Genomic DNA, 25,285 nt, shown 5'->3' on the forward strand with positions numbered 1-25,285 from the left:
TCGTCCGCCCGGAGGGCGGGCTCTGCGGCGACGTGGGGGCCCTTCCGCTCGAACGAAGCCGAGAGTGGGGGAGCGCGCATGGCGTCGCGGGGCAGGCGGGAGTTTGACGACAGGGCCTAGGACGAGGACCGGACGGCCGGGCCCGGATCTCAACGGGTCCCGCCCTGGTGCCGCGCAGGCCATCCGGGCACGGCGGCCCGGGCGCGGCGGCCCGGGCACGGCGGCCCGGGCACAGATTCAGCGCGGGGGCTTCGCGGGCTGCCCGTAGTGGTCGGCGACGACCTGCGCCATCGCCCCGGCCGGATCCGTCCTCACCTCTTTGGCGGCGAAGAACACATGACCGCGCACCTGCGGGTACCACGCGGCGAGGCTGAGGTGGCGCGAGAGTTCCGCCGGGTCCTGCCAGGCGTCGGGTTGTGTCGGGTCCCCCGCCTTGTAGAGCGCCTCGCCCACGTACAGCTGCACGCGCGTGCCCCGGGCCACGTCCGCCCACCAGGGCACGAGCGCCGCGTAGTCGGCGGCGCGGAAGCCGATGTTCCAGTAGATCTGCGGGCAGATGTAGTCGAGCCAGCCGGACCTCACCCATCTGCGGGTGTCCGCGTACAGGTCGTCGTACGTCTGCACCCCGGCCCGGGTGTCCGAGCCGCGGGGGTCGGTGTCGGCGTTGCGCCACACCCCGAAGGGGCTGATGCCGAAGCGGGCGGCGGGCCGCAGCGCGTGGACGCGCGCCGCGGTCTCCTGCACCAGGAGGTCGATGTTGTGGCGCCGCCAGGCGGCCCGGCCGGTGAACCCGGAGCCGTGGGCCGCGTACGCCGCGTCGTCGTCGAAGACCGCGCCCCGGACGGGGTACGGGTAGAAGTAGTCGTCGAAGTGGACGCCGTCCACCGGATAGCGGCGCACGGCGTCGAGGATCGCGTCCTCGACGAATCTGCGCACCTGCGGCAGTCCGGGGTTGTAGTACAGCTTGCCGCCGTAGGAGACCACCCAGTCCGGGTGCCGACGGGCGGGGTGCCCGGGGGCGAGCCGCGTCAGGTCGGTGTGGGAGGCCACCCGGTACGGGTTGAACCAGGCGTGCAGCTCAAGGCCCCGGGCGTGCGCCTCCTCGATCGCGGTGCCGAGCGGGTCCCAGCCCGGGTTCTTCCCCTGGGTGCCGGTCAGGTACTCGGACCACGGCTCGTAGGGCGACGGCCACAGGGCGTCGGCGGAGGGGCGTACCTGGAAGAAGACGGTGTTCAGCCGGCGCCGTACCGCGGCGTCGAGGCAGGCGCGCAGCTCGGCGCGCTGCACGGTGGCCGGCAGTCCCGCCCGGGAGGGCCAGTCGCGGCCGAACACGGTCGCCAGCCACATCCCCCGCATCTCTTTGACGGCCGCCGCGCGGGCAGGCTGCGCATGGGCGTCACTCGCCGTCACCAGGGTCGACAAGGCGGTCACCATGAACGCCCTGCGTGACACTCGTCGCATGCACTCGTCCCCATACGTCCTGATTCCGTCCGGCATGGATCGTATCCCCTGGAGGCGGCCCCGACCCGGACGATCGATCATCGGCACGCCGGGGGTAACGTGCAGGGTCGAGAGCAGGCACCGAACCACGGGGGCCCTGCCCGGGGGCGTCCTGTGATCGCGCGAGCCGGCGTGGTGCGCAGACCCCCTTACCCAGGCCCGATGATCAGCGAAAGGGACGATGTGACCGACATCGAACGCGTCGGAGTGGTGGGCTGCGGCCAGATGGGAGCGGGCATCGCCGAGGTGTGCGCCCGCGCCGGACTGGACGTGAAGGTCGCCGAGACCACCGGCGAAGCCCTGGAGATCGGCCGGACCCGCCTGCTCAACTCGCTGTCCAAGGCGGCCGAGCGTGGCAAGATCTCCGAGGAGGAGCGGGACGCGACGCAGGCCCGCCTCACCTTCACCACCGATCTCGGAGAGTTCGCCGACCGTGACCTCGTGATCGAGGCCGTCGTCGAGAACGAGCAGGTGAAGACGGAGATCTTCCAGGTGCTCGACCAGGTGGTGACCCGCCCGGACGCGATCCTCGCCTCCAACACCTCCTCGATCCCGCTGGTGAAGCTCGCGGTCGCCACCTCGCGGCCGGACCATGTGGTCGGCATACACTTCTTCAACCCCGCCCCGGTCCAGCAGCTCGTCGAGCTGATCCCGGCGCTGACCACCTCCGAGGGCACGCTCAGCCGGGCCCAGCTGTTCGCGGAGAAAAACCTCGGCAAGCACGCGATCCGTGCCCAGGACCGCTCCGGTTTCGTGGTCAACGCGCTGCTCGTGCCCTATCTGCTCTCCGCCATCCGGATGTTCGAGTCGGGCATCGCGGGCCGTGAGGACATCGACAACGGCATGGAGATGGGCTGCGCCCACCCGATGGGCCCGCTGAAGCTCTCCGACCTGATCGGCCTGGACACCATCGTCTCCATCGCCAACTCGATGTACGAGGAGTACAAGGAGCCGCTGTACGCCGCTCCCCCGCTGCTCCAGCGCATGGTGGAGGCGGGTCGGCTCGGCCGCAAGACGGGCTCGGGCTTCTACACCTACAGCTGATCCAGGGTTTTTCGCCCGCCTGGTCACAGACCGTGAGTCAGGGGCCGGGCAGGACGGGCCCGGTGCCGATTTCGGTGCCGGGCCCGTGTCATTCACACACCGTGCGTGCCGGGGACACGCATATGCCTTTCGCACACTCTCCCCACGCGCCCACCAGGCGAGTTGACTCTCCATGCACATGCAAGGGATGTGACGACTACGGAAAGGAGCGGACACGTGACCGCCGACCCCGAGCATCCCGTGGTCCATGGAGAAGTCGCAGAGTTACGCCGTCGCCTCGATGTGGCGCACGCGCGGGTCGAGGGAGGGCTGACGCTGCTCAGTCATCGCGCCGAGGAGACCGCCAAGGATCTGGACGAGTTGAGCCTGAGGGTGGTCGCGCTGGAGCACACGCGCTGGCCGCTGCCCGCGGTGGCCGCCCTCACGACGGTGGGCGCCCTCGTCGTGGCGATCTGGCAGGCAGTGGGACGCTAGCGCCCCGCCTCATGCCGTTCAGGGCAGTGTGTCCTGTCCGAGCCTGAGGTGGTGCAACAGCAGTAACGCGGCCGCCATGTTGGCGGCCGGGACCTCTCCCCGGGCGACCAGGTCGGGGACGAGCTTCAAGGGGACCCACTCCCGGCGGTCCGACTCGAAGTCGTCCACAGGGTGTCCGACGTACTCGCCCTCGTCGGCCCAGTAGACGTGGTGCCGGGCGTCGGTGAGTCCGTTGGAGGGCTCGACGCTCATGAGATGGCGCAGAGGTCCCGGCCGCCAGCCGGTCTCCTCCTCGAGTTCGCGGGCCGCCGCGACGGCGATGTCCTCACCGTCCTCCACGACCCCGGCCGGGAGTTCCCACCCCCAACTGTCGGTGATGAAGCGGTGCCGCCACAACAGCAGCACCTCGTTGGCCTCGTTCACGACGGTGGCCACGGCGACGGGCCGCAGCCGGATCAGGAAGTGGTCGAGGTGCCGGCCGTCCGGCAGCTCGACATCGGCGAGATTGACGCTGAACCAGCGGTTTGCATACACAGTTTGTTCGTTCAGTTTCGTCCACTGCACGGTTCTGCCACCTTCCGCTGAGTAAGTGGCAATATCGCAGCAGGAGCGGCATCTCAGCAGGCTCACAGCGGCGCATACCCGGCGCAGCGGCGGACTCGGGTCCGCGCGGGCGGGAGCCCCACGGGGCCCACGCGGCGCTCCGGCAGGGGCCGAGGGGGTGGCTACAGCGGTACGCGCAGTGCGCCGTCGATGAGTTCGGCCGCCTCGGCCGTTCCCGCGGAGCCGTTGCGCACCAGGTGTTCGCGTACCGCGCGCAGTCTGTCGCGCAGCCGCATGGACTCCATCCCCCGGGCCCGCTCTGCCATCTCGACCGCGGTGGCCGCCGCTCTGTCGGCGTTGCCCTGCCGCAGTTCGATCTGGCTGAGCATGGCGAGCCGGTGCACCCGGCCGCGGTCGTGCGCGGGGGTGTGGACGGCGGCCGCGGCGTGCTCCCCCGCCGCGGTCAGATCACCGAGGCTGAGCAGTGCCTCGGCGACCTGGACATGGACGAGGCCGGGCTGCACATAGCCGGTCTCGTCCGGTTCGTGGCCGCGCCGGATGCGTTCGGCGGCCGACTCGGCCTGCCGGATGCAGTCCAGGGCGCTCGTCGCGTCGCCGAGATGCGCGTACGCCTTCGCCTGCATCGCGTAGAGGTCGGAGGCGAGCGCCGGGGTGATGTGGCGGCCCGCGGTGCGCAGCGCCGCCTCAGCGAAGGCGACGGCCTGCCGGTACTCCTTCATGAACAGGGACTGGTTGACCAGCAGCGCTATCACGTACGCGCCGAGCCCCCGGTCCCCGCTGGCCTTCGCCAGCCGCAGGGCCTGATGGAAGTAGCGCTGGGCGAGGCCGAGCGCGTCGGAGTCGTAGGCGCAGATACCGGCGATCGCGACCAGACCCCCGGTGGCACGGTGCAGTTGACGGCCCATCGCGTCGGTGTAGCTGCCGCGCAGCAGCGGCGCGGTCTCGGTGTTGAGGAAGCCGACGATCCGGCTGCGGGTCGCTATACCGCCCGCCTTGCGGTACATCTGCTCGTAGTGGCTCCGGGCGGCGCGCAGCATCTCGATGTCGGCGGGGGTGACCCGGTGCCGGCCGCCACGCGAGACGTCCACGTCCTCGGGCGGGTTCTCCCACTCCCAGACCGGCATCACGGCCGGCGTGCCGGTGACCGCGGGGGCGTCGAGTATGTGCGGGCGCTGCTGCTCGTCGGAGCGCCACAGGGCGGTGGCCCGTTCGACGAAGCCGGAGAGGCCCGAGCCGTGCGGGGCGGCCGGTTCGCCGGGTACGCCGAGTCCGATGTCGTCGAGGGTGACGGGGCGGCGCAGCCGGGCCGCGAGCACCTCGCAGATCAGATCGGGCACCTGGCCGCGTGGCCGCTGGCCCTTCAACCACCTTGCCACGGCGGTGTGTTCGTACCGGAGTGCCAGTCCGCGTGCCCGCCCCGCCTGGTTGACATGCGCGGCGAGTCCCGCGTGGGAGACCCCGGCCTCGTCGAGGATCGCGTCGAGCAGGGTGTTGGGCTGCATGAGGTGCCCTCCGGTGGCTCGGTGCCGACAGCGTAGTGCGTCCGGGTTCACACGGGGTGTGAACGGAGTACGCGGATCCGGGCGGTACGTACGCTGTTGCGGAGAGTTTCCGGCCGGTTGACTGAAACCCCTCGTAAGGGGCCGGCGGGCCGCCGGCTCCCCCTCGTACAGTGCGGCGGCCCGAGTCCGCGCCGTCCGCCCCGCCGCTTGCCCGACACTCCGTGGCGGGGCGGAGGCGCGTCGGCGCTCCGGCGGGAACGGGCGGGCGGCTACCCGTGGTTCGTCGGGTGCGGATCCGTCGTCGCGTGTCCCGCGGTGCCCCGCGCCCCCGACGGGGCGTCCCCGCGACGGTCGTTGCGCACCACGAGGAGGGCCACGTCGTCGGTGAGACGTGCGCCGGTGTGGCGGAGCAGCCCGGCGAACACACTGCGCAGCACCCCCTGGGGTACGACACCGTCGCGTACGGACTCCGTCAGGGCGGTGGCCAGGGGGAAGAACCGCCCCTGGGGGTCCCGGGCGTCCTCGGCGCCGTCGGTGTGCAGGAACAGCGCCTGTCCGGGCTCCAGTCGTCCGCAGTCGACGGCGAGCAGATCCTCCGGCAGGGGGAACGGTCCGAGCGGAGGCAGGGGTTCGGCGTTGCTGAGGGGCACGGCCCTGCCCCGGTCGAGCAGATACGGCCATGGATGGCCGCAGTTGAGGACGCGCAGCTCTCCCTCGCGGCCGATCTCCAGGAGCAGCAGGGTCACGAACTCCTCCGCGACCGGGCTCTGCGGGTCCCGGCCGGACGAGGGGTGTTCCGCCCGCGCCCGCTCGCGCAGATGCCGGGCCAGTGCCCGGTCCAGCCGGCGCAGCACCGGGGCGAGTTCGGGCTCGTCGTGCACGGCCTCGCGGAAGCTGCCGAGGACGGCGGCGGCGGTGGCGAGGGCCGCGAGTCCGTGTCCGCGCACATCGCCCATCACGATGCGCACCCCGTGCTCGGTGGCGATCACCTCGTACAGATCGCCGCCCACGGTGGCTCCGCGGTCCGCTGACACCTGCGCCGCGGCCACCCGCAGCCCGTCGGCCCACGGCGGCAGCGGGCGCAACAGCACGCTCTGGGCGGCGCCCGCGACCTTGCGGGCCTGTCTCAGCTCCCGCAGATACAAGTGGCGGACGTGCAGCAGCAGCCCCGCGCCGACCGCCAGGAACACGGCGCTGCCCGCGATCCGCGCGCCGAGGGCCTGCTGCTGGGCGGGCGGACAGGCAAGTTTGTACGTGACCACGGTCGCGCCCCACACGGTGGGCAGCCCGACCGAGAACGCCCGCCCCAGACGGCGGGGGCCCCTGCGGACGCGGTGCCCGACTCCCCGGGCGACGGCCGTGCCCAACCGGCCGCCGGACGCTACACCCGGCCGCGGCCCGCGAGGGGGCCCAGCCTTGATACGGATCATGCCGGCCCCCCATGAGAGCCCCGAGTGCGCAGAATCGGCCCGCGGAGTCCCACCTCACGCCCCTGGGCCGGTCCGATTCTGTCGACGGGACCGACTGCCGGTCGGGATCATCGGGACTTGCCACCCTAATGAGTGAGGTGGCTCCAAGGGCTGCGTGGGCACGCCCCCGTCAGCAGCGAGGGGAGCTGCGCGGCCGCGCAGCTCCCCTCTTCGAACCCGGTGCGGGTACTAGGCCCGGTCGTCAAACTCCCGCCTGCCCCGCGACGACAGGACCTAGCTCCGCAGCGCCGCCCCGGTGCGCTCCGCCGCCAGCGCGACCGCCGCGTCACGGGCCGCGGAGGCCTCGTCGACGGTCAGGGTGCGGTCGGAGGCACGGAAGCGCAGCGCGTACGCCAGCGACTTCTTGTCCTCGCCGAGCTGCTCGCTCTCGTAGATGTCGAACAGCCGGATGGACTCCAGCAGTTCACCGGCGCCCTCACGCAGCGCGGCCTCGACGTGTGCGTGCGCGACCGTCTTGTTGACGACCAGGGCGACGTCCTGGGTGGCGACCGGGAAGCCGGCGATGTGCGGCGCCTGCGGGGTGTCAGTGCCCACCTGCTCCAGCACGTCCAGGTCCAGCTCCATGGCGCAGGTGCGCTCCGGCAGGCCCAGCGTCTTCACCACGCGTGGGTGCAGCTCACCCGCGTGACCCACGACCCGCTCGGTGCCGTCCACGGCGACCACCAGCTCGGCGCAGCGGCCCGGGTGCCACGGACCGTACTGGCCCTTGCGAACGATCAGCTCGGCCCCGGCCTCGCGGGCGACGGTCCGTGCCGCCTCGACGGCGTCGGCCCAGTCGGCCGGACGGCCCTTGCCCCACCAGCCGGCCTGCTCCCGGGCGCCCGCGAGGACGACGGCGACGTGGCGCGGCTGCTCGGGCAGCGCGGCGTTCAGCCCGGCGATCTCCTCGTCGGTCGGGCGCCGGTCGACGGACAGATGTCCGGCGGCGGGCCGCTCCACCGCGGGGTCCTGGACGCGGGGCAGGAAGACCAGGCCGGTCTCGAACAGCGCCATGTCGTGGTTGCCGCGGCCGTCGTTGCGGCGCAGCGCGCCGAGCAGGCCCGGCAGCAGCGTCGTACGGAGCGCGGGCTCCTCGTCGTTGAGCGGGTTGACCAGCCTGACCACCCGGCGGGCTGGGTCGTCGGCCTCCAGGCCGAACTGGTCGAAGACCTGCTCGCCGACGAACGGGTAGTTCGGCGCCTCGACGTAGCCCTCACCGGCGAGGACCCGGCCCACCCGGCGGTGCAGTCGCTGCCGCTGGGTCAGCCCGCGGCCCGAGGGAAGCTTGGGCAGCGTGGAGGGCAGGTTCTCGTAGCCCTCCAGTCGGATGACCTCTTCGGCCAGGTCGTTGGGGTCCGTGAGGTCGGGCCGCCAGGACGGGACGGCGACGATCAGCTCGTCCTGCCCGTACACGTCGCAGCCGACCTCCTGGAGGCGGCGGACGACGGTCTCACGGCCGTACTCGACACCCGCGACCCGGTCCGGGTGGTCGGCGGGCATGGCGATGGTGTGCGGCGCGGAGGGCGCGATGACCTCGGTGATACCGGCGTCGGCCGTGCCGCCCGCGAGCAGCACCAGCAGGTCGGCCGTGCGCTGGGCGGCCGCGGAGGCCGCCTGGGGGTCGACACCGCGCTCGAAGCGGCGGGACGCCTCGGTGGACAGCTTGTGCCGGCGGGCGGTGCGCGCGATGGAGATCTGGTCGAAGTGCGCGGCCTCGATGACGACCTCGGTGGTCGCGTTCTCCGGGTCCGCCGAGTGATCCGCGATCTCGGTGTTGGCGCCGCCCATGACGCCCGCGAGGCCGATGGGGCCTCGGTCGTCGGTGATCACGAGGTCCTCGGAGTGCAGCTTGCGCGTCTGACCGTCGAGGGTCGTGAACTTCTCGCCCTCCTCGGCCCGGCGCACGCCGATCGTGCCCTGGACCAGCTTGCGGTCGTAGGCGTGCAGCGGCTGCCCGATCTCCATCATCACGTAGTTGGTGAGGTCGACGGCGAGCGAGATCGGGCGCATGCCGACCTTCTGCAGCCGGCGCTGGAGCCAGATCGGGGAGCGCGCGTGGGGGTCGAGGCCGGTCACCGTGCGGGCGGTGAAGCGGTCGCAGCCGCGCGGCTCGGAGATCTTCACCGAGGGGCCGAACGCGTTGGGGCCCGGGACGTCGAGCAGCGCCGGGTCGCGCAGCGGCACGCCGTAGGCGATGGCGGCCTCGCGGGCGACACCGCGGATGGACAGGCAGTCGCCGCGGTTGGCGGTGACGGCGATGTCGAGGACCTCGTCCACCAGCTCCAGCAGCTCGATGGCGTCCTTGCCGACCTCGGTCTCCGGCGGCAGCACGATGATGCCCTTGGTGCCGTCGTCGCCCATGCCCAGCTCGTCGCTGGAGCAGATCATGCCGTGCGAGGTCTTGCCGTACGTCTTGCGCGCGGCGATCGCGAAGCCACCGGGGAGCTCGGCGCCCGGCAGGACGACGACGACCTTGTCACCGACGGAGAAGTTGCGGGCGCCGCAGACGATCTCCTGGGGCTGGCCAGTGCCGTTGGCCTGGCCGACGTCGACGGTGCAGAAGCGGATCGGCTTCTTGAAGCCCTCCAGCTCCTCGATGGTCAGCACCTGGCCGACGACGAGCGGCCCCTTGAGGTCGGCGCCGAGCTGCTCGACGGTCTCGACCTCGAGGCCTGCCGAAATGAGCTTGGCCTGGACGTCTCGCCCGGTCTCCGTCGCCGGCAGGTCGACGTACTCCCGCAGCCAAGAAAGCGGGATCCGCATCAGATCTCCATCCCGAACGGCCGGGTGAACCGGACGTCACCCTCGACCATGTCTCGCATGTCTTCGACGTTGTGGCGGAACATCAGCATCCGCTCGATGCCGAACCCGAAGGCGAAGCCGCTGTACTTCTCCGGGTCGATGCCGCAGGCGGTGAGCACCCGCGGGTTGACCATGCCGCAGCCGCCGAGCTCGATCCATCCCTCGGAGGAGCAGGTACGGCAGGGCCGGTCGGGGTTGCCGACGGACTCGCCCTTGCAGACGTAGCAGAGCATGTCCATCTCGGCGCTCGGCTCGGTGAACGGGAAGAAGTTCGGCCGCAGCCGGGTCTTCATGCCCTCGCCGAACAGCGACTGGACCATGTGGTCCAGGGTGCCCTTGAGGTCGGCCATCGTCAGGCCCTCGTCCACGGCGAGCAGCTCGACCTGGTGGAAGACGGGCGTGTGCGTGGCGTCCAGCTCGTCGGTGCGGTAGACGCGGCCGGGGCAGATCACGTAGACCGGCAGCTCGCGCTCCAGCATGGAGCGGATCTGGACCGGCGAGGTGTGCGTGCGCAGCACGACGCCGGAGTCGCTGCCGCCGTCGGGGCCCTGCACGAAGAACGTGTCCTGCTCGCCGCGGGCCGGGTGGTCCGGGCCGATGTTGAGGGCGTCGAAGTTGAACCACTCCGCCTCGACCTGCGGGCCCTCGGCGACCTCGTAGCCCATGGCCACGAAGATGTCCTCGATGCGCTCGGAGAGCGTGGTCAGCGGGTGGCGGGCACCGGCCGGGACACGGTCGTAGGGCAGGGTGACGTCCACCGACTCCTCGACCAGGACCCGGGCGTCCCGCTCGGCCTCCAGCTCGGTCTGGCGGGCCGCGAGCGCCTTGTTCACGGCGCCGCGCGCCATGCCGACGCGCTTGCCGGCGTCCGCCTTGGCGTGCGGGGGCAGGGCGCCGATCTCGCGGTTGGCCAGGGACAGCGGCGAGGCGGGGCCGGTGTGGGCGACCTTGGCCTCGTGGAGCGCGGCGAGGGAGTCCGCGGCGGTGAAGGCGGCGAACGCCTCGTCCCGCATGCGCTCGATCTCTTCCGGTTTCAAGGCCTCGACCTCGACAGGGTCGTACGACTTATTGGGTGCCGACATCTCTTCCCGTGCTTCCGATTGGCTGGCTGAGGGTCCCCGTCACCGACTCAAGGATGATGAGTCGTCCTCAAGGATGAGTCGTCTCCGTCTTCGGGACGCAAAGGTGCCAAAGGTCGAGTCTAACGGTGCCAGGGAAAGCGAATGCGCCCGTGGGGGCTCGGGCGGCGCCTACAGCAGGTGCGCCGGGGTCCCCACGGGCAGGGTAAATCGGAACTCCGCGCCGCCGCCGCGGGCGCGGCCGACCGTGATGGTGCCGCCGTGGGCCTCGACGATGCCCTTGACGATATAGAGCCCGAGCCCCGTGCCACCGCGCTTGCTGCCCCGCCAGAAGCGGGTGAAGACGCGGTTCATGGATTCCTCCGGGATGCCGGGACCCTCGTCGCTCACGGTGACTGACGTGGCGGTGTTCTGTTCGTCTTCCCCTTCGCGGCGTGACACCGCGGGTGTGACGTCAATCGTGACGGTTCCCTCGCCGTGGCGCACGGCATTTTCGATGAGGTTGCTGAGCACCTGGTCGATCTTGTCGGGGTCCGCCCACAGCTCGGGCAGGGGCTGTTCGATACGGAGCAGGAAACGGTCGGCGGGCTGGCCCGCGGCGACATAGGCCTGGATGTGCCGGCCGACGGCCGCGCCCATGTCGACCGGCTGCCGACGCACCTCCAGCCGTCCGGAGTCGATACGGGAGATGTCGAGCAGTTCGGCGATGAGCCGGGTGACCCGGTTCGCGTCGGCGTCGACGGTCTCCAGCATCAGCCGTTTCTGGTCGTCGGTGAAGCGTTCCCACTTGGCGAGCAGGGTCGCCGTGAAGCCCTTGACGGAGGTGAGGGGCGAGCGCAGCTCATGGGCCACGGTGGCGATCAGCTCGGCGTGGCTGCGCTCGGTGCGGCGCCGCGCCTCGGTGTCGCGCAGGGAGACGACGACCCGGCGGATCGGCCCGGTCGGGTACGCGCGCACATACCGGGCCGCGACGAGGACCTCGCGTCCGCCGGGCAGCAGCAGATTGCGCTCGGGCTGCCGGACCCGGATCGCGAGCCCGCCGTAGGGGTCGGTCAGCTGCCACCAGCGGCGGCCCTCCAGGTCCTCCAGAGGCAGCGCGTGGTCGAGACGTCTGCCGAGGGCCTCGGCGGCGGGGACGGCGGTGATACGGGCGGCCGCGGCGTTGAAGCAGATCACGAGGCCGTGTTCGTCCGCGACCACGAGTCCGTCGGGGAGTTCGTCCGGGTCGATGCCGAGTTCGGCGAGATCACCGCACCGGGACGCGGGCGCGCGGTGCGCGTCCCGTGCTCCCGGAGCTCTGCTCGTGCCGACACCCATCCCCGTACCTCACCTCTCGTCCGGCGTGGGGAAACCTGCCTCCTCGCTCGAGCAGAGAGCTGGGGGGAGGGCCCCCGAACCCGCCACCCTACTAGCCGGTGGTGACGGAACGGCACCCTCCGTAGGCGCGCTGTGCCCGGGCGGAGGCATAGAGACATACGGCGGCGGCGGTCGCGAGGTTCAGGCTCTCGGCCTTTCCGTGGATCGGCACCCGTACGACCGCGTCCGCGAGCGCGCGCGTCTCCTCGGGCAGCCCCCAGGCCTCGTTGCCGAACACCCAGGCGGTGGGGGTGCCCATGGTGCCCTGGTCCAGTTCGTCGTCCAGGTCGCGGTCTCCGGCGCCGTCGGCGGCCAGGATCCGCACACCGGCCTGCTTCAGGCCCGCCACGGCGCGTTCGACGGGGACGCCGACGGCGACCGGGAGGTGGAAGAGCGACCCCACGGAGGCGCGGACGGCCTTGGGGTTGTAGAGGTCGACGGAGGCGTCGGTAAGGACGACGGCCTCGGCCCCGGCGGCGTCCGCGCACCGCAGCACGGTCCCCGCGTTGCCGGGATCGCGGACATGAGCGAGGACCGCGACCAGCCGGGGGCGCCCGGCGAGGATCTCGTCGAAGGGGGTGTCGAGGAACCGGCAGACGCCGACCAGCCCCTGCGGGGTGACGGTGGTGGAGATGTCCGCGATCACCTCCTCGTCCGCCAGGTGCACCCGGGCGCCGACGGCCCGGGCCTGCCCCACGATGTCGGCGTAGCGCTCGGCCGCGTCCGGGGTGGCGAACAGCTCCACGAGGGTGGCCCCGGCGGCGGTGCTGTGCCCGGCGGCCTCGCGCACCGCCTGCGGCCCCTCGGCGAGGAACAGCCGATCCTTGCCCCGGAAGTTCCGCTTGGCAAGCCGTCGCGCCGCGCTGACGCGGGGCGAGCGGGAAGAGATCGGCTCGGGGGCGGCGGAGGGCATGTGTGTCACCTTCGGGAGTTCAGAGATCTCTGTCCGCCGACGGCCGCGCGGCGCGCGCGGCGCCGGTCGGCGAACACAGTCGGACCCGCAGGCTTGTGCAGCCTGCGGGTCCGTTCAGTCACGTCGGCTGGGCCGGCGCGGCGTTCAGGCCGCCTTGGGGGCGTTCACGTCCGCCGGCAGCGCCTTCTGGGCGACCTCGACGAGCGTGGCGAACGCGCTGGCGTCGTTGACGGCCAGCTCCGCGAGGATCTTGCGGTCCACCTCGACGTTGGCGGCCTTCAGACCCTGGATGAAGCGGTTGTAGGTGATGCCGTTGGCGCGGGCAGCGGCGTTGATGCGCTGGATCCACAGCTGACGGAAGTCGCCCTTGCGCTTCTTGCGGTCGTTGTAGTTGTAGACCAGCGAGTGGGTGACCTGCTCCTTGGCCTTGCGGTACAGGCGCGAACGCTGACCGCGGTAGCCGGAGGCCTGCTCGAGGATCGCCCGGCGCTTCTTGTGGGCGTTGACTGCCCGCTTGACGCGTGCCACTTGTTAACTCCTTGTAGCGGGGCCGCGGTGGAACTCACACGGCCCGGAATCGATTGGGTCCCGGTGTTGACGTTCGGCGCTCAGGAGCGCCGCCGCGTCACTTGCCGAGAAGCTTCTTGATCTTCTTGGCGTCGGCCGGGGCCATCTCGGCGTTGCCGGTGAGGCGACGCGTCAGGCGGGACGACTTGTGCTCGAGCAGGTGGCGCTTGCCGGCGCGCTCACGGAGCACCTTGCCGGAGCCGGTGACCTTGAAGCGCTTGCTGGCACCGCTGTGCGACTTGTTCTTCGGCATAGCGCCGTTCTCTCCTCGTCGGTGGCGCTCCGGTGCCCGGTCGTGGAACCGGGCACGATGGAGCGTCTCTTGTATCGGTTACATCCTGGGACTGCCGTCCCGGGCTTTCCGGGGTCCGCACGTCCGCCTCGCGGTGGTCCGTACGTCCGTACGTCCGGTGCTCCCCCGGGGCCTCGGCCCCGGGATCACGCCTCGGCGGAAGCCTCGGCCGGGGCCTCAGTGGTCTCGGCATCAGCGGCGTTCTGCGAGCGGCCGGGATTGGCCTTCGCCTCCGCCTTGCGGGCCTCCTGCGCCTGACGAGCCTCGGCCATCGCCTCGGTCTTCTTCTTGTGCGGACCGAGAACCATGATCATGTTGCGGCCGTCCTGCTTCGGGTTCGACTCGACGAAACCGAGGTCCTGGACGTCCTCCGCGAGGCGCTGCAGCAGCCGGTAGCCCAACTCAGGCCGGGACTGCTCGCGACCACGGAACATAATCGTGATCTTGACCTTGTCGCCCTGCTTGAGGAACCGGACGACATGACCCTTCTTGGTGTCATAGTCGTGCGGGTCGATCTTCGGCCGGAGCTTCATCTCCTTGATGACCGTGTGCGCCTGGTTCTTGCGCGCCTCACGGGCCTTCATGGCCGACTCGTACTTGAACTTCCCGTAGTCCATGAGCTTGCACACAGGCGGACGGGCGTTCGCCGCGACCTCGACCAGGTCCAGGTCGTACTCCTGCGCAAGCTCCAGGGCCTTGGCAAGCGGCACAATACCGACCTGCTCGCCACTGGGACCGACAAGTCGCACCTCGGGAACGCGAATCCGGTCGTTGATGCGGGGCTCGGTGCTGATGGATCCTCCTCGGTAGCACCATACGGCCGCCTGGCGGACAGCCGCGTATGTCCGGTTGACATAAGGACCAACCGCCGCGGCACATGAAAAATGCCCCGGACGGAACACAGGCGGGACTCCGAACACTCCGGAGCACCGCCGCGGTGACCGCGGGGCGCACTATCGGGCGACTCCACCGTCCGTACGGAACGGTGGGGGCCGCCTGACCGGTGACCCGCCGCCCCGAGGGGCGGTCAGGTGGGAGATCGGAGCCTCCACTTGTGGGCCGGGCACAGCCGTGCTCGGCCGGTCGTCACACAAGGCTAGCAGCTCCCCGGGAGTGGTGCGAACCGGCGTGCACCGGGCATCCGCGGCCCCGGCCGCCGGGCCTCCCGCGCGCGGGAGGGAGCGCGCCGGGGCCTATCGTGTGAGGCATGAGTGACACCTCCCCCGAGGAACCCCAGGCCTCCGCTGGTTCTCCGGCTGCCGCCGACGGTCCCGACTTCGACGCCATGGCCCGCGACATCGCGGAGGTCCCCGCCGTCGAGGTGATCGTGACCGTCGCCGTCAACCTGATGAGCGCCGCCGCCGTGAAGCTCGGTCTGACCGAGGAGGGCGACAAGTACAAGGACCTGGACGAGGCCCGCAAGCTGGTCACCGCCCTCGCCGGTCTGCTCGACGCGAGCGCGACGGAGATCAGCTCCTTCCACGCGGCTCCGCTGCGCGACGGCCTGAAGTCGCTCCAGCTGGCGTTCCGCGAGGCGTCGATCGTCCCGGACGAGCCGGGCCAGGGTCCGGGCGAGAAGTACACCGGGCCGGTCTACGGCTGATCCCGAGCGGTCCACAGCTGATCCGGAGCCGTCGCCCGACGGCCCGGATCCCGCCGTCACGGCCGGCCCGGACGCCGTCGCCACGGCTGATCCGGACCCGTCGTCACGGCTGATTCATCCTCGTACGTACAAGGGCTCGCCCGGAGGCGTCACCCCGGCCGGCAGCAGTGCCAGGTCGAGACCGCGCACCAGGCGGGCCCTCAGCGTCTCGTCGGCCGCCAGCCGGCCCGCCACGGCGCGCGCGGCCTCGGCCGGAGGCACCGACGCGTCGAGGACGAGCGCCAGGGTGCCGTCGGCCTCGCCGGGACCCAGATGGGCGCGGACCACGGACGGCTCCGCGGCGACGGCGGCACGCACCGCCTCGCGCACCGCGGGGTCCGCGAGCGGGTCGACACTGGTGCGTCCCTCGGCGAGCGCCAGCAGCGCGGGGCCCGTCAGCTCGAAGGCCACCGGCCCGGACATGTCCAGCACGATCGTGTCGGCCTGCTCGTGCGCCGCCGCCTGCAGGGCCCGGTGCAGGGGTACGGCGACGGGCCGGGCGGCGGGGTCCCAGCGTGCCAGCGCGTCGGTGGACGTGAACGCGGGCAGCGCCGTGCGGCCGCCGGCCCGGAGCGTCGGCACGGCCATGTCGCTGGTCTTCTCGCGGCGCAGGCCGTTCTCGTCCTCCTCCACCTCCCCGAGCACCGCGACGACGGGGACGAGGAGCCGTGCCCCCCTCAGCGCCTCCAGGACGGGCCCCACGGCCGCGCGGTCCTCGGCCCACGCGGCGAGCGCCGCGCTGAGCCGGGGGTCGGCCGCACCGTCGTCGTCGGAGAAGCCGGAGTCGGGAATGTTCTTGTTCGCCACGGTCACCGACCCTATCGGGGGGTCCCGGCCGGTCCGGTGCCGCCCCTGGCGCACCGCGGGCGCCGGTCTCACGGGTCTCACGGGTTTCTCAGGGCCCGCTGACACGGATCTCACCTCCGTCCAACGGCGCGCACAGCACCGGCCCCGAGCATCGCGGCCATGGAGTCCCACAGAGCCCCCCGTCGCCGCCGTGCCCGCCCCCCGCGACGCCGCCCGCTGCTCTGGACGGCGCTGGCGTCGGTCGTCCTCGCCGCAGGTACGGTCGGCGCGACCGCGTATGTGAGGGCGCAGGCGCACGCCGCCGCGGGCGCCGTATCGTCGCAGTCGTCGGTGACGCCCCGGGCGTCGGCCTCGGCTACCCAGGAGGCATCGGTGGAACCTGCGGCGAAGCCCTCGGCGGACCGCGGCGCGCTGCTGGCGAAGGCCGTGAAGGCCTTGCCCGTCGAGGGCACCGCGGACGTCGCCGTGACGGTGCTGGAGACAAGGTCCGGCGAGAGCGCCGCGTACGGCGGCGACACAGCCTTCGAGACGGCCAGCATCGTGAAGGTCGACATCCTGGCGACGCTGCTGCTCCAGGCGCAGGACGCGGACCGGCGGCTGACCGGGCAGGAGCGGACGTACGCCACCGCCATGATCGAGGACAGCGACAACGACTCCGCGTCTGCGCTGTGGACGGCGATCGGGCAGGCAGACGGCCTCGACACCGCGAACAAGCGTTTCGGCCTGACGGACACCGCGGGCGGTGACGGTGCGCTGTGGGGGCTGACCCGGACCACAGCCGCCGATCAACTCACCCTGCTCCAGCAGGTGTTCGGGGGCGACTCGAAGCTGAGTGCGGCGTCGCGGACGTATCTCCAGGGGCTCATGGGCCATATCGCCGCGGACCAGCACTGGGGTGTGTCGGCCGCCGCGGACGGCACCCGGTGGGCGCTGAAGAACGGCTGGCTGCCGCGCAGCACGACCGGGCTGTGGATCATCAACAGCATCGGGCGCGTCACGGCCGGCGGGCACGACTATCTGGTGGCGGCGCTGTCCAACGGCAACTCCACCAAGGAGAAGGGCATCTCGCTGGTGGAGGCGGCCGCGCAGGCGGCGGTCTCCGCGTTCGCGGACGACCCGGCCTGAGCACCGGGGCGGACCGCGGTCAGAGTCCCTGGGGGCGTGTTCGGGTACGCCCGCGCCACAGCACCACGGCCGCCGCCAGGAGTGCCACGCCCAGTCCGCCCGCCAGCGGGACCGCCCAGTCCGGGGAGTCCGCGCCGCCGCCGGCCGAGTCGGGGCCGGGGCCGAAGTACTTGGTGGCGTACTCGGCCGCCCCGAGGTCCCCCGGCTTGAGCTTCGCCGCCGCCTTGACGGCCGCCGCGGGATCCACGAGGCCGAAGCCGCGGGCGTCGTCCCGGCCGCCGGTGGGGGCGTCGCGGGCCGTCTGCTCCAGGAGCCGCTTGATCTGGGCCGGGGTCAGGCCCGGCCGGGCGGCCTTGATCAGCGCGACCACGCCCGAGACGAAGGCGGAGGCCGCGCTCGTGCCCCAGCCCTCGTAGTACTTGCGGTCGGGGTCGGCTATGACGACGTCGACTCCGGGCGCGCTGACCGTGGCGTACCAGCGGCGGGTGGAGAAGGAGGCGCGGGTGTCGTTGCGGTCGACGGCGGTCGCGGCGATGACGCCCGGGTAGGCCGCGGGATACGAGATGTGGTCGCCCTTGTCGCCGCCGTTGCCGGCCGAGGCCACGACGACGACGCCCTTCTTCAGGGCGTACTGCACCGCCTCGTCCTCGACCGCTTCGGGGTGCGCGGAGTCGGAGTCGTCGCCGAGGGAGAGGTTGATGACGTCGGCGCCGTGGTCGGCGGCCCAGCGGATGCCCTCGGCGAGGGCGTTGCCCCGGGTGTTGCGGGCCTTCGTACGGGCCGGGTCGCCGTCCTCGAGGATGACGCGGACCGGAAGGATCTTCGCCTCGGGGGCGATGCCCGTGACGCCGTCGGAGTCGCCGATGCCATGGCCGTGACCGGCGATGAGGCCGGCCATGGCGGTACCGTGCCGGGCCCAGGGCCGGTCGCCGCGCTGGGCGCCGAAGCCCACCATGTCCTTGTCGGGGAGCACATTGCCGGCGAGGTCGGGATGGGTCGCGTCCACACCGGTGTCGAGGACGGCGACGGTGATGCCGCGGCCCTTGGTCGTCTGCCAGACCTCCTGGGCGTGCAGCGAGTCCAGCGCCCACTCCTGGGCCCGGATGCCGTCGGCGTGCACGACGGTCGACGGCAGCAGGGCCACGGAGCCGGCGAGCAGGACGGTCAGAAGGCGGGCACCGGTCCTGCGACGGGTCGTGACGGCGCCTTTGGCGGGGGTACGGGGGCTCGTGGCGGGGTTCATGACGGCTTCTCCGTGGCCGCGGTGACGCTCTTGTGGAGGGTGGCGGCGATGCGGTCGGCGAGGCCCGTCGCCTCGTAGCCGAGACCCGCCTGGGCGGGGGCCGTGGTCGCGCCGGTCTTCCTGGCGTCCACGGCGGGCTGCGGTTCGGTGACGGTACGGCCGTCGGCGAAGCCGGAGACCGCGTAGACGACGACGGGCAGGTCCGTGCGGACCGAGATCGTCCAGGAGGCGCGCTGGTCGTCGCCGAAGCCCGCCGCGAGGGTGCCCTCGGCGGCGTAGGGGCGGGGCATGAGGTCGGTGCGCCGGTCCAGGCCCTCGTTCTTGAAGCGGCGGGCGAGGGCGGTCATGGCGGCGGAGTCGGCCCGGGTGAACAGCAGGCCGACGGTGGTGACCTCGCTGCGGGTCGCGTCCGTGTAGGTGGCGCGCAGCAGCCGCAGACAGCCGGCGGGGGCGAGGGCCTTGCGCAGCAGCGGGTCGAAGGCGTCCGCGCAGCCGCTGTCGGGGGCGACGGCGACGCGTGTCCAGGTGCGGTCGGCGCCGCCGGGGCCGGCGCCCGGGCCGTGCACGGTGGGCGGGAAGAGCTGGTCGACGGGCGCGTCGTGCCAGAGGTTCCCGGCGACGGCGTACGCCCCCTGCGTGCCCTCTCCGGAACCGTCACCGACGAGCCAACTGCCGGTCACGGCACCGCCGATGAGTCCGAGACCGAGGACCAGGCAGACGGCGGCCCCGGCGGTGCGGGGGCCGACCAGGATGCCGAGCAGCCGCGGGCGCGCGGTGTCGGCGTCGCGGATGTCGGGTTCGGCGAAGGTGACGACAGGGCGCGGCGAGACGACGCGGCGGTCCGTGTCGGGGCCGGATCCCAGGCGCGCGGTGGTCTCCACGATGCCCTCGGCGGGCAGCGGCGATGCGGGGGCCGTCCCGGCGCCCGGCAGGGACACGCCCACGGTGGGCGGTGCGTCCGGGAAGCGCGCGGAGGGCACCGGCGGGGGCGGGGTGCCGGGCCGGGCCTGCCGGTCGAGCCGCGCGGACCGGGGGTGGGCGGCGGTAGCGCGCGTGTACGCGTCAGGGGCTCCGCCGGTCGGCGGGGCCGTCGTGCCGCCGGGCGCCGGGGCCGACGACCGGGGCGCTGTACCGCCGGACGCCGGGGTCGCCGTGGCACCGGACGACCGGGGCGCCGTGCCGCTGGGCACCGGGGCCGACGACCGGGGCGCCGTACCGCCGGACGCCGGGGTCGCCGTGGCACCGGACGACCGGGGCGCCGTACCGCCGGAAACCGGGGCCGAGGGCCCTGAGCCGGTCGCGCCGATCCGGAAGGGCCGCGTGGCCGCGCCGGGGCGGGAGGGCGTGTCGACGGCGGCGGACCCGCTCGGCGCACCGTTCGCACCGTTCGCACCGGCTCGCTCGTAGGAGGCGGGCGCGTCCGTCCACGGCGACGCCCCGTTCGCCGGGGCCGGCGGGTGCTCGGCGGGGCGGGGCGGAGTCGTGCGCGCGGTGGGCCGCTCCTGGGGTGCCGGGATCCGCTGCGGCGGTCCGCTCGGCCGGGGCGGCGTGGCCGGGCCGGCGGGGACCGATGCGGGGCCCGGCGCGGGCGGCTGCTCGGGGCGCGGCGGGACCTCGGCGCGATCGCGCGGCCCCGGCACCTGCGGGGCGGGCGGTGTGCGGTCGGGCTGCGCGGACGCCGTGCCCGGCGGGCTCGCCGGGCGGGGCGGATGCGGGGGGCTCGGAGGGATGGAGGCGCGACGCGCTTCCGTGCTCATGCACCCCCCGTTTCGTTTTGGCCGGGCCACCCCGGTCTCCCGGGGAGTTCGACCGCCCGTCGGGAGCGGTCCGTACGCGCGATGGGGACGCGCCGCCCGTCCCTGGGCAGGCATACCCGCGTGGCCGGACACCCATCCCCCGACACATACGGCTGGGCGGCGCCCGTCGCTCACCGCGTGCGCGTCACTCTACGGGCTGATGCCCTTCGAACGGGAACCAGACTCCCGCACCGGGGCATCTGCCCGGATCGTCCCCCTACCCTGCGGAATTCGGGTCTGGCAGGCTTCGTTCATGACTGCCCGCGCCGCAGACCGGGCCCGCTACGACCGGGCCACCTCCCATCTCGACGCGCCTGTCGCGATCGTGGACCTGGAGGCGTTCGACGCGAACGCCGACGATCTTCGCCGCAGGGCCGGCGGCAAGCCGATCCGGGTCGCCAGCAAGTCCGTGCGCTGCCGTGCCCTGCTTGAACGGGTCCTGGCCCGGGAGGGTTTCGCGGGCATCATGTCCTTCACGCTCGCCGAGTCCCTGTGGCTGGCCCGGTCCGGCTTCGACGACGTGCTGCTCGCCTATCCGTCGGCCGACCGCCGGAGCTTCGCCGAGCTGACGAGCGACCCCAAGCTCGCCGCCTCCGTCACGGTGATGATCGACGACCCGGCCCAGCTGCGCCTCATCGACGACGCCCGCGAGGGCGGCACCGAAGTGGTGCGTGTCTGCCTGGAGTTGGACACCTCGCTGAAGCTGCTCGGCGGGCGGGTGCGGGTCGGTGCGCGGCGCTCGCCGCTGCACTCGGCGGCCCAGGTCGCCGAGATGGCCCGGGTGGTCGCGCGCACCCCCGGCTTCCGGGTGGTGGGCCTCATGGCCTACGAGGGCCATATCGCCGGTGTCGGTGACGCGGTGGCGGGGCGGCCGGTGCGCTCCCGGGCCATCCGGCTGATGCAGGCCACGGCGCGCAGGGAGCTGGCCGGGCGGCGTGCCGAGGTGGTGCGGGCCGTCCGGGCCGTGGCACCGGACCTGGAGTTCGTCAACGGCGGCGGAACGGGCAGTGTGCAGTACACGGCCGCCGAGGAGGCGGTGACCGAGATAGCGGCGGGCTCGGGACTGTATGTGCCGCGGCTGTTCGACAACTACACCTCCTTCCACGGCCGGCCGGCCGCGCTGTTCGCCCAGCCGGTCGTGCGCCGGCCGGGGGTGGGCGTGGTGACCGTGCTGGGCGGCGGCTACCCCGCCTCGGGCGCGGCGGGACCCGACCGGCTGCCCGTCCCGTATCTGCCCGAGGGACTGGTCTACGACCCCCAGGAGGGTCCGGGCGAGGTGCAGACGCCGCTGCTGGGCGCGCCCGCCGACGACCTGCTGATCGGCGACAAGGTGTGGTTCCGGCACGCCAAGGCGGGCGAGCTGTGCGAGCGCTTCGACGTGCTGCATCTGGTGGAGGGCGACGAGGTCACCGCGACCGCGCCGACCTACCGGGGCGAGGGACACACGTTCCTGTGAGGACCGCCCGGCCGTGAGGGTCCGCGGCCGCCAGGACGGCGGCCGCGAGCCCGCTCACCGCTCCTCTTCACAGCGGCGTGACGTACGCGCCCGAGATGCCGCCGTCCACCAGGAAGTCGGTGGCGTTGACGAAGGAGGAGTCGTCGCTGGCGAGGAACGCGACGGCCGCGGCGATCTCCTCGGCCTCGGCGAACCGCCCGACGGGGATGTGCACCAGGCGGCGCGCGGCGCGCTCGGGGTCCTTGGCGAACAGCTCCTGCAGCAGCGGGGTGTTGACCGGCCCGGGGCACAGCGCGTTGACCCGGATGCCCTCGCGGGCGAACTGCACGCCCAGCTCCCGGGACATGGCGAGCACGCCGCCCTTGGAGGCGGTGTAAGAGATCTGCGAGGTGGCCGCGCCCATGCGCGCGACGAACGACGCCGTGTTGATGACGGACCCCTTGCCCTGGCGGCGCATGTAGGGGATCGCGGCCTTGCAGCACAGATAGACGGAGGTCAGGTTGACCTCCTGGACCCGCTTCCAGGCCTCCAGGCCGGTCTCCAGGATGGAGTCGTCGTCGGGCGGCGAGATGCCGGCGTTGTTGAAGGCGATGTCGACGCTGCCGTAGGTGTCGTGGGCGGCCTTGAAGAGCGCTTCGACCTGGTCGGCGTCGGTGACGTCGACCTTCACGAACAGCCCGTCGACCTCGTCGGCGGCGGCCTTTCCGCGGGCCTCGTCGATGTCGCCGCAGACGACATGGGCGCCCTCGGCGGCGAGCCGGCGCGCGGTGGCGAGGCCGATGCCGCTGCCGGCTCCGGTGACGACGGCGGTCCGGCCGACCAGGCGGCGGCAGATGATGTCGGGTGTCTGCGAGGTCACTGTGCGGGGTCCTCCGTGCTGATGAAGACGTTCTTGGTCTCGGTGAAGGCGGTCAGGGCGTCCGGGCCGAGTTCACGGCCGATCCCCGACTGCTTGAAGCCGCCGAAGGGGGTCCAGTAGCGGACGCTGGAGTGGGAGTTGACGGACAGGTTGCCCGCGCGGACGGCCCCGGTGACCCGCAGCGCGCGGCCGACGTCCCGGGTCCAGATGGAGCCGGAGAGGCCGTAGGGGGTGTCGTTGGCGAGGCGGATCGCGTCGGCCTCGTCCTCGAAGGGCAGCACGACGGCGACCGGCCCGAAGACCTCCTCGACGGCCACGCGCGCGTGCGGTTCGACACCGGTGAGGACGGTGGGCGGGAACCAGAACCCGGGGCCCTCGGGAGCCTTGCCGCGGATGCCGGGGGCGTCGGCGTCGACATAGCCGCGGACCCGTTCCAGCTGGGTCCGCGAGATCAGCGGGCCCATCTGGGTGCTCTCCTCGGCCGGGTCGCCGACCACGACCGCTTCGACCGCCGGGGCGAGCAGGTCGAGGAAGCGGTCGTAGACGGAGCGCTGGACGAGGATGCGGGTGCGGGCGCAGCAGTCCTGGCCGGAGTTGTCGAGGAACGCCATGGGGGCGGCGGTCGCGGCGGCGTCGAGGTCGGCGTCGGCGAAGACGATGTTGGGGCTCTTGCCGCCGAGTTCGAGGGTGACGCGCTTGAGGAGGGCGGAGCCCTTGGCCAGTATCTGCTTGCCCACGTCCGTCGACCCGGTGAAGACGATCTTCGCCACGCCCGGGTGCTCGACGAGGGCGGCGCCCGCGACGGGGCCGTGGCCGGGCAGCACCTGGAACAGTCCGTCCGGCAGGCCTGCGGCGAGGGCCAGTTCGGCCAGGCGCAGGGCCGTGAGCGGTGTCGTCTCGGCGGGTTTGAGCAGCACCGCGTTGCCCGCCGCGAGCGCCGGGGCGGTGCCCCAGGCCGCGATCGGCAGGGGGAAGTTCCAGGGCGCGATGACACCCACCACGCCGAGCGGTTCGAGGATCGTGACGTCCAGCCCGCCCGGGACCGGGATCTGCCGGCCGGTGAGCCGCTCCACTCCCCCGGCCGCGTAGTCGAGCAGATCCCGGACGTTGCCCGCCTCCCAGCGGGCGTTGCCGATCGTGTGTCCCGCCTCACGCACCTCCAGCCACGCGAGTTCTTCGAGGTGCTCGTCGACCGTCACGGCGAACCTGCGCAGCAGCCGGGCCCGGTCGCCCGGCGGCAGCGCCGCCCACCGGGACTGCGCCCGCGCGGCGCGTGCGACGGCGGCGTCCACGTCGGCCGCGGTGGCGGCGGGGACGGTGGCGACGACTTCCTCGGTGGCCGGGTTGAGTACCTGCAGCTCATGCTCGTTCGGCACGAAAGCACCTCTCACATGCGTTCGAAGGAGCGGCGCAGCTCCCAGTCGGTCACCGCGGCGTCGAAGGCGGCCAGCTCGACGCGGGCCATGTTGTGGTAGTGCGCGACCACCTCGTCGCCGAAGGCGGCCTTGGCGACGGCACTGTTCTCCCAGAGCTCGGCGGCCTCGCGCAGCGTGGTGGGGATGTGCTCGTACTCGGCGCCGTAGGCGTTGCCGGGACAGGGGTCGGGAAGCTCCAGCTGGTGCTCGATGCCGTACAGCCCGGCCGCGACCATCCCGGCGACCGCGAGGTGCGGGTTGACGTCGCCGCCGGGCACCCGGTTCTCGAAGCGCAGCGAACGGCCGTGCCCGACCACCCGGAGGGCGCAGGTGCGGTTGTCGTGCCCCCAGGCGACCGCGGTCGGGGCGAAGGATCCGGGCTGGAACCGCTTGTAGGAGTTGATGCCCGGCGCGTACAGGAGCGAGAACTCGCGCAGGGCGGCGAGCTGTCCCGCGAGGAAGTGCCGCATCACCTGCGACATCCCGCCGGGGTCGGCCGGCCCGCCGGGCATGACGGTGCGCCCGTCCTCGTCCGTGAGCGAGAGGTGGATGTGACAGGAGTTGCCCTCCCGCTCGTTGTACTTGGCCATGAAGGTGAGCGAGACGCCCTCCTGGGCCGCGATCTCCTTGGCGCCGGTCTTGTAGATCGCGTGCTGGTCGCAGGTGACCAGGGCCTCGTCGTAGCGGAACGCGATCTCGTGCTGGCCGGGGTTGCACTCGCCCTTGGCGGACTCGACGACGAGGCCGGCGGCCGCCATCTCGTTGCGGATGCGGCGCAGCAGGGGCTCGATACGGCCCGTGCCCAGCACGGAGTAGTCGATGTTGTACTGGTTGGCCGGGGTCAGCGCCCGGTAGTTCGCGTCCCAGGCCTGCTCGTAGGTGTCCTTGAAGACGATGAACTCCAGCTCGGTGCCCACCTGCGCGGTGAGTCCCAGGGCGGCGAGGCGCTCCAGCTGGTGGCGCAGGATCCGCCGGGGCGCCGCGGCCACGGGCGATCCGTCGCTCCAGGCGAGGTCGGCGACGATCAGGGCCGTGCCCTCGTGCCAGGGCACCCGGCGCAGGGTGCCGAGGTCCGGGTGGAGGGCGAAGTCGCCGTAGCCGCGGTCCCAGGAGGACATCTCGTAGCCGTCGACGGTGTTCATCTCGGTGTCGACGGCGAGGAGGTAGTTGCAGCCCTCGGTGCCGTGCTCCAGTACCTCGTCGAGGAAGAAGCGGGCGGCGAACCGCTTGCCCTGGAGACGCCCTTGCATGTCGGGGAAGGCGAGGACGACGGTGTCGATCTCACCGCCCGCGACGAGGGCGTGGAGTTCCTCGACGCCGAGCGGGGGTGTGCGGTGTGCCACGGAAGGTCTCCTTCGGTCCGCCGAGAGTCATAAGGTA

The 25,285-nt window shown here is 72.5% G+C and carries 22 protein-coding genes; 5 read left to right on the forward strand and 17 right to left on the reverse strand.

All coding sequences use genetic code 11. The features are described 5' to 3' along the window. Positions 1-237: 237 nt before the first annotated feature. A complete protein-coding gene (locus ACFYX0_RS19790) occupies positions 238-1,461 on the reverse strand; it encodes a glycoside hydrolase family 10 protein (protein WP_388971774.1) in 1,224 nt (407 codons plus the stop codon). Between the two features lie 222 nt (positions 1,462-1,683). Here ACFYX0_RS19790 and ACFYX0_RS19795 point away from each other — a divergent pair, with 222 nt between their 5' ends. Together ACFYX0_RS19795 and ACFYX0_RS19800 are read left to right on the forward strand one after the other, a co-directional pair. After that, positions 1,684-2,544: a 3-hydroxybutyryl-CoA dehydrogenase gene (locus ACFYX0_RS19795; RefSeq protein WP_355910175.1), complete on the forward strand. Its 861-nt coding sequence runs from the start codon at positions 1,684-1,686 to the stop codon at positions 2,542-2,544. 216 nt (positions 2,545-2,760) lie between these two features. Then, on the forward strand, positions 2,761-3,018 hold the full coding sequence (locus ACFYX0_RS19800; protein WP_388971776.1) for a hypothetical protein: 258 nt from the start codon (positions 2,761-2,763) through the stop codon (positions 3,016-3,018). Between the two features lie 18 nt (positions 3,019-3,036). Here the strand turns inward: ACFYX0_RS19800 and ACFYX0_RS19805 are convergent, their stop codons facing one another. From ACFYX0_RS19805 to infC, 10 genes are all read right to left on the reverse strand, one after another. Beyond that, on the reverse strand, positions 3,037-3,582 hold the full coding sequence (locus tag ACFYX0_RS19805; RefSeq protein WP_311699173.1) for an NUDIX hydrolase: 546 nt from the start codon (positions 3,580-3,582) through the stop codon (positions 3,037-3,039). A gap of 161 nt (positions 3,583-3,743) precedes the next feature. After that, positions 3,744-5,084, reverse strand: a complete 1,341-nt coding sequence (locus ACFYX0_RS19810; RefSeq protein WP_388971778.1) for a transcriptional regulator — start codon at positions 5,082-5,084, stop codon at positions 3,744-3,746. 269 nt (positions 5,085-5,353) lie between these two features. Further along, on the reverse strand, positions 5,354-6,514 hold the full coding sequence (locus ACFYX0_RS19815; RefSeq protein ID WP_388971780.1) for a PP2C family protein-serine/threonine phosphatase: 1,161 nt from the start codon (positions 6,512-6,514) through the stop codon (positions 5,354-5,356). A gap of 273 nt (positions 6,515-6,787) precedes the next feature. Then, positions 6,788-9,316 (reverse strand): phenylalanine--tRNA ligase subunit beta, encoded by a 2,529-nt coding sequence (pheT, locus tag ACFYX0_RS19820; RefSeq protein ID WP_388971782.1) that lies wholly within the window; start codon positions 9,314-9,316, stop codon positions 6,788-6,790. Beyond that, a complete protein-coding gene (pheS, locus tag ACFYX0_RS19825) occupies positions 9,316-10,437 on the reverse strand; it encodes a phenylalanine--tRNA ligase subunit alpha (RefSeq protein ID WP_355909921.1) in 1,122 nt (373 codons plus the stop codon). The genes pheT and pheS overlap by 1 nt, the downstream gene beginning before the upstream one ends. A 168-nt stretch (positions 10,438-10,605) precedes the next feature. Beyond that, a complete protein-coding gene (locus tag ACFYX0_RS19830; RefSeq protein WP_388971784.1) occupies positions 10,606-11,751 on the reverse strand; it encodes an ATP-binding protein in 1,146 nt (381 codons plus the stop codon). 91 nt (positions 11,752-11,842) lie between these two features. Continuing rightward, the gene (locus ACFYX0_RS19835) at positions 11,843-12,703 is read right to left on the reverse strand and encodes an RNA methyltransferase (RefSeq protein ID WP_355909915.1); all 861 of its coding nucleotides are present in this window, start codon (positions 12,701-12,703) and stop codon (positions 11,843-11,845) included. A gap of 144 nt (positions 12,704-12,847) precedes the next feature. Next, on the reverse strand, positions 12,848-13,231 hold the full coding sequence (gene rplT, locus ACFYX0_RS19840) for a 50S ribosomal protein L20 (RefSeq protein ID WP_311699166.1): 384 nt from the start codon (positions 13,229-13,231) through the stop codon (positions 12,848-12,850). Positions 13,232-13,328: 97 nt separating this feature from the next. Then, positions 13,329-13,523: a 50S ribosomal protein L35 gene (gene rpmI / locus ACFYX0_RS19845; protein WP_055470308.1), complete on the reverse strand. Its 195-nt coding sequence runs from the start codon at positions 13,521-13,523 to the stop codon at positions 13,329-13,331. Positions 13,524-13,708: 185 nt separating this feature from the next. Next, on the reverse strand, positions 13,709-14,356 hold the full coding sequence (infC, locus tag ACFYX0_RS19850) for a translation initiation factor IF-3 (RefSeq protein ID WP_311699183.1): 648 nt from the start codon (positions 14,354-14,356) through the stop codon (positions 13,709-13,711). A 413-nt stretch (positions 14,357-14,769) separates the two neighbouring features. Here infC and ACFYX0_RS19855 point away from each other — a divergent pair, with 413 nt between their 5' ends. Continuing rightward, the gene (locus ACFYX0_RS19855; protein WP_311699165.1) at positions 14,770-15,165 is read left to right on the forward strand and encodes a DUF1844 domain-containing protein; all 396 of its coding nucleotides are present in this window, start codon (positions 14,770-14,772) and stop codon (positions 15,163-15,165) included. A 114-nt stretch (positions 15,166-15,279) separates the two neighbouring features. Here ACFYX0_RS19855 and ACFYX0_RS19860 read toward each other — a convergent pair whose 3' ends face one another. Beyond that, positions 15,280-16,011, reverse strand: coding sequence for an SseB family protein (locus tag ACFYX0_RS19860; RefSeq protein ID WP_388971786.1), 732 nt, complete (start codon positions 16,009-16,011; stop codon positions 15,280-15,282). A 159-nt stretch (positions 16,012-16,170) separates the two neighbouring features. Between ACFYX0_RS19860 and ACFYX0_RS19865 the strand changes: the two genes are divergently transcribed. After that, the gene (locus ACFYX0_RS19865; RefSeq protein WP_388971788.1) at positions 16,171-17,136 is read left to right on the forward strand and encodes a serine hydrolase; all 966 of its coding nucleotides are present in this window, start codon (positions 16,171-16,173) and stop codon (positions 17,134-17,136) included. Between the two features lie 19 nt (positions 17,137-17,155). On the opposite strand, the gene mycP is transcribed toward ACFYX0_RS19865, so the two are convergent. Both mycP and ACFYX0_RS19875 read right to left on the reverse strand, forming a co-directional pair. Next, the gene (gene mycP, locus ACFYX0_RS19870) at positions 17,156-18,379 is read right to left on the reverse strand and encodes a type VII secretion-associated serine protease mycosin (protein ID WP_388971790.1); all 1,224 of its coding nucleotides are present in this window, start codon (positions 18,377-18,379) and stop codon (positions 17,156-17,158) included. Further along, on the reverse strand, positions 18,376-20,136 hold the full coding sequence (locus tag ACFYX0_RS19875; RefSeq protein WP_388971792.1) for a hypothetical protein: 1,761 nt from the start codon (positions 20,134-20,136) through the stop codon (positions 18,376-18,378). Before ACFYX0_RS19875 ends, mycP begins: the two co-directional genes overlap by 4 nt. A 292-nt stretch (positions 20,137-20,428) precedes the next feature. On the opposite strand from ACFYX0_RS19875, the gene ACFYX0_RS19880 reads away from it, so the two are divergent. After that, positions 20,429-21,631, forward strand: coding sequence for an amino acid deaminase/aldolase (locus ACFYX0_RS19880; RefSeq protein ID WP_388971794.1), 1,203 nt, complete (start codon positions 20,429-20,431; stop codon positions 21,629-21,631). 67 nt (positions 21,632-21,698) lie between these two features. On the opposite strand, the gene ACFYX0_RS19885 is transcribed toward ACFYX0_RS19880, so the two are convergent. The 3 genes from ACFYX0_RS19885 to ACFYX0_RS19895 are packed head-to-tail and all read right to left on the reverse strand — an operon-like array spanning position 21,699 to position 25,248. Then, positions 21,699-22,490: a 3-oxoacyl-ACP reductase gene (locus tag ACFYX0_RS19885; protein ID WP_388971796.1), complete on the reverse strand. Its 792-nt coding sequence runs from the start codon at positions 22,488-22,490 to the stop codon at positions 21,699-21,701. Continuing rightward, a complete protein-coding gene (locus tag ACFYX0_RS19890; RefSeq protein WP_388971798.1) occupies positions 22,487-23,866 on the reverse strand; it encodes an aldehyde dehydrogenase family protein in 1,380 nt (459 codons plus the stop codon). Before ACFYX0_RS19890 ends, ACFYX0_RS19885 begins: the two co-directional genes overlap by 4 nt. A gap of 11 nt (positions 23,867-23,877) precedes the next feature. Next, positions 23,878-25,248 (reverse strand): glutamine synthetase family protein, encoded by a 1,371-nt coding sequence (locus ACFYX0_RS19895; RefSeq protein ID WP_388971800.1) that lies wholly within the window; start codon positions 25,246-25,248, stop codon positions 23,878-23,880. Positions 25,249-25,285: the final 37 nt, after the last annotated feature.

It is taken from the genome of Streptomyces sp. NPDC002573, from assembly GCF_042889625.1.
GTDB lineage: Bacteria > Actinomycetota > Actinomycetes > Streptomycetales > Streptomycetaceae > Streptomyces > Streptomyces gibsoniae.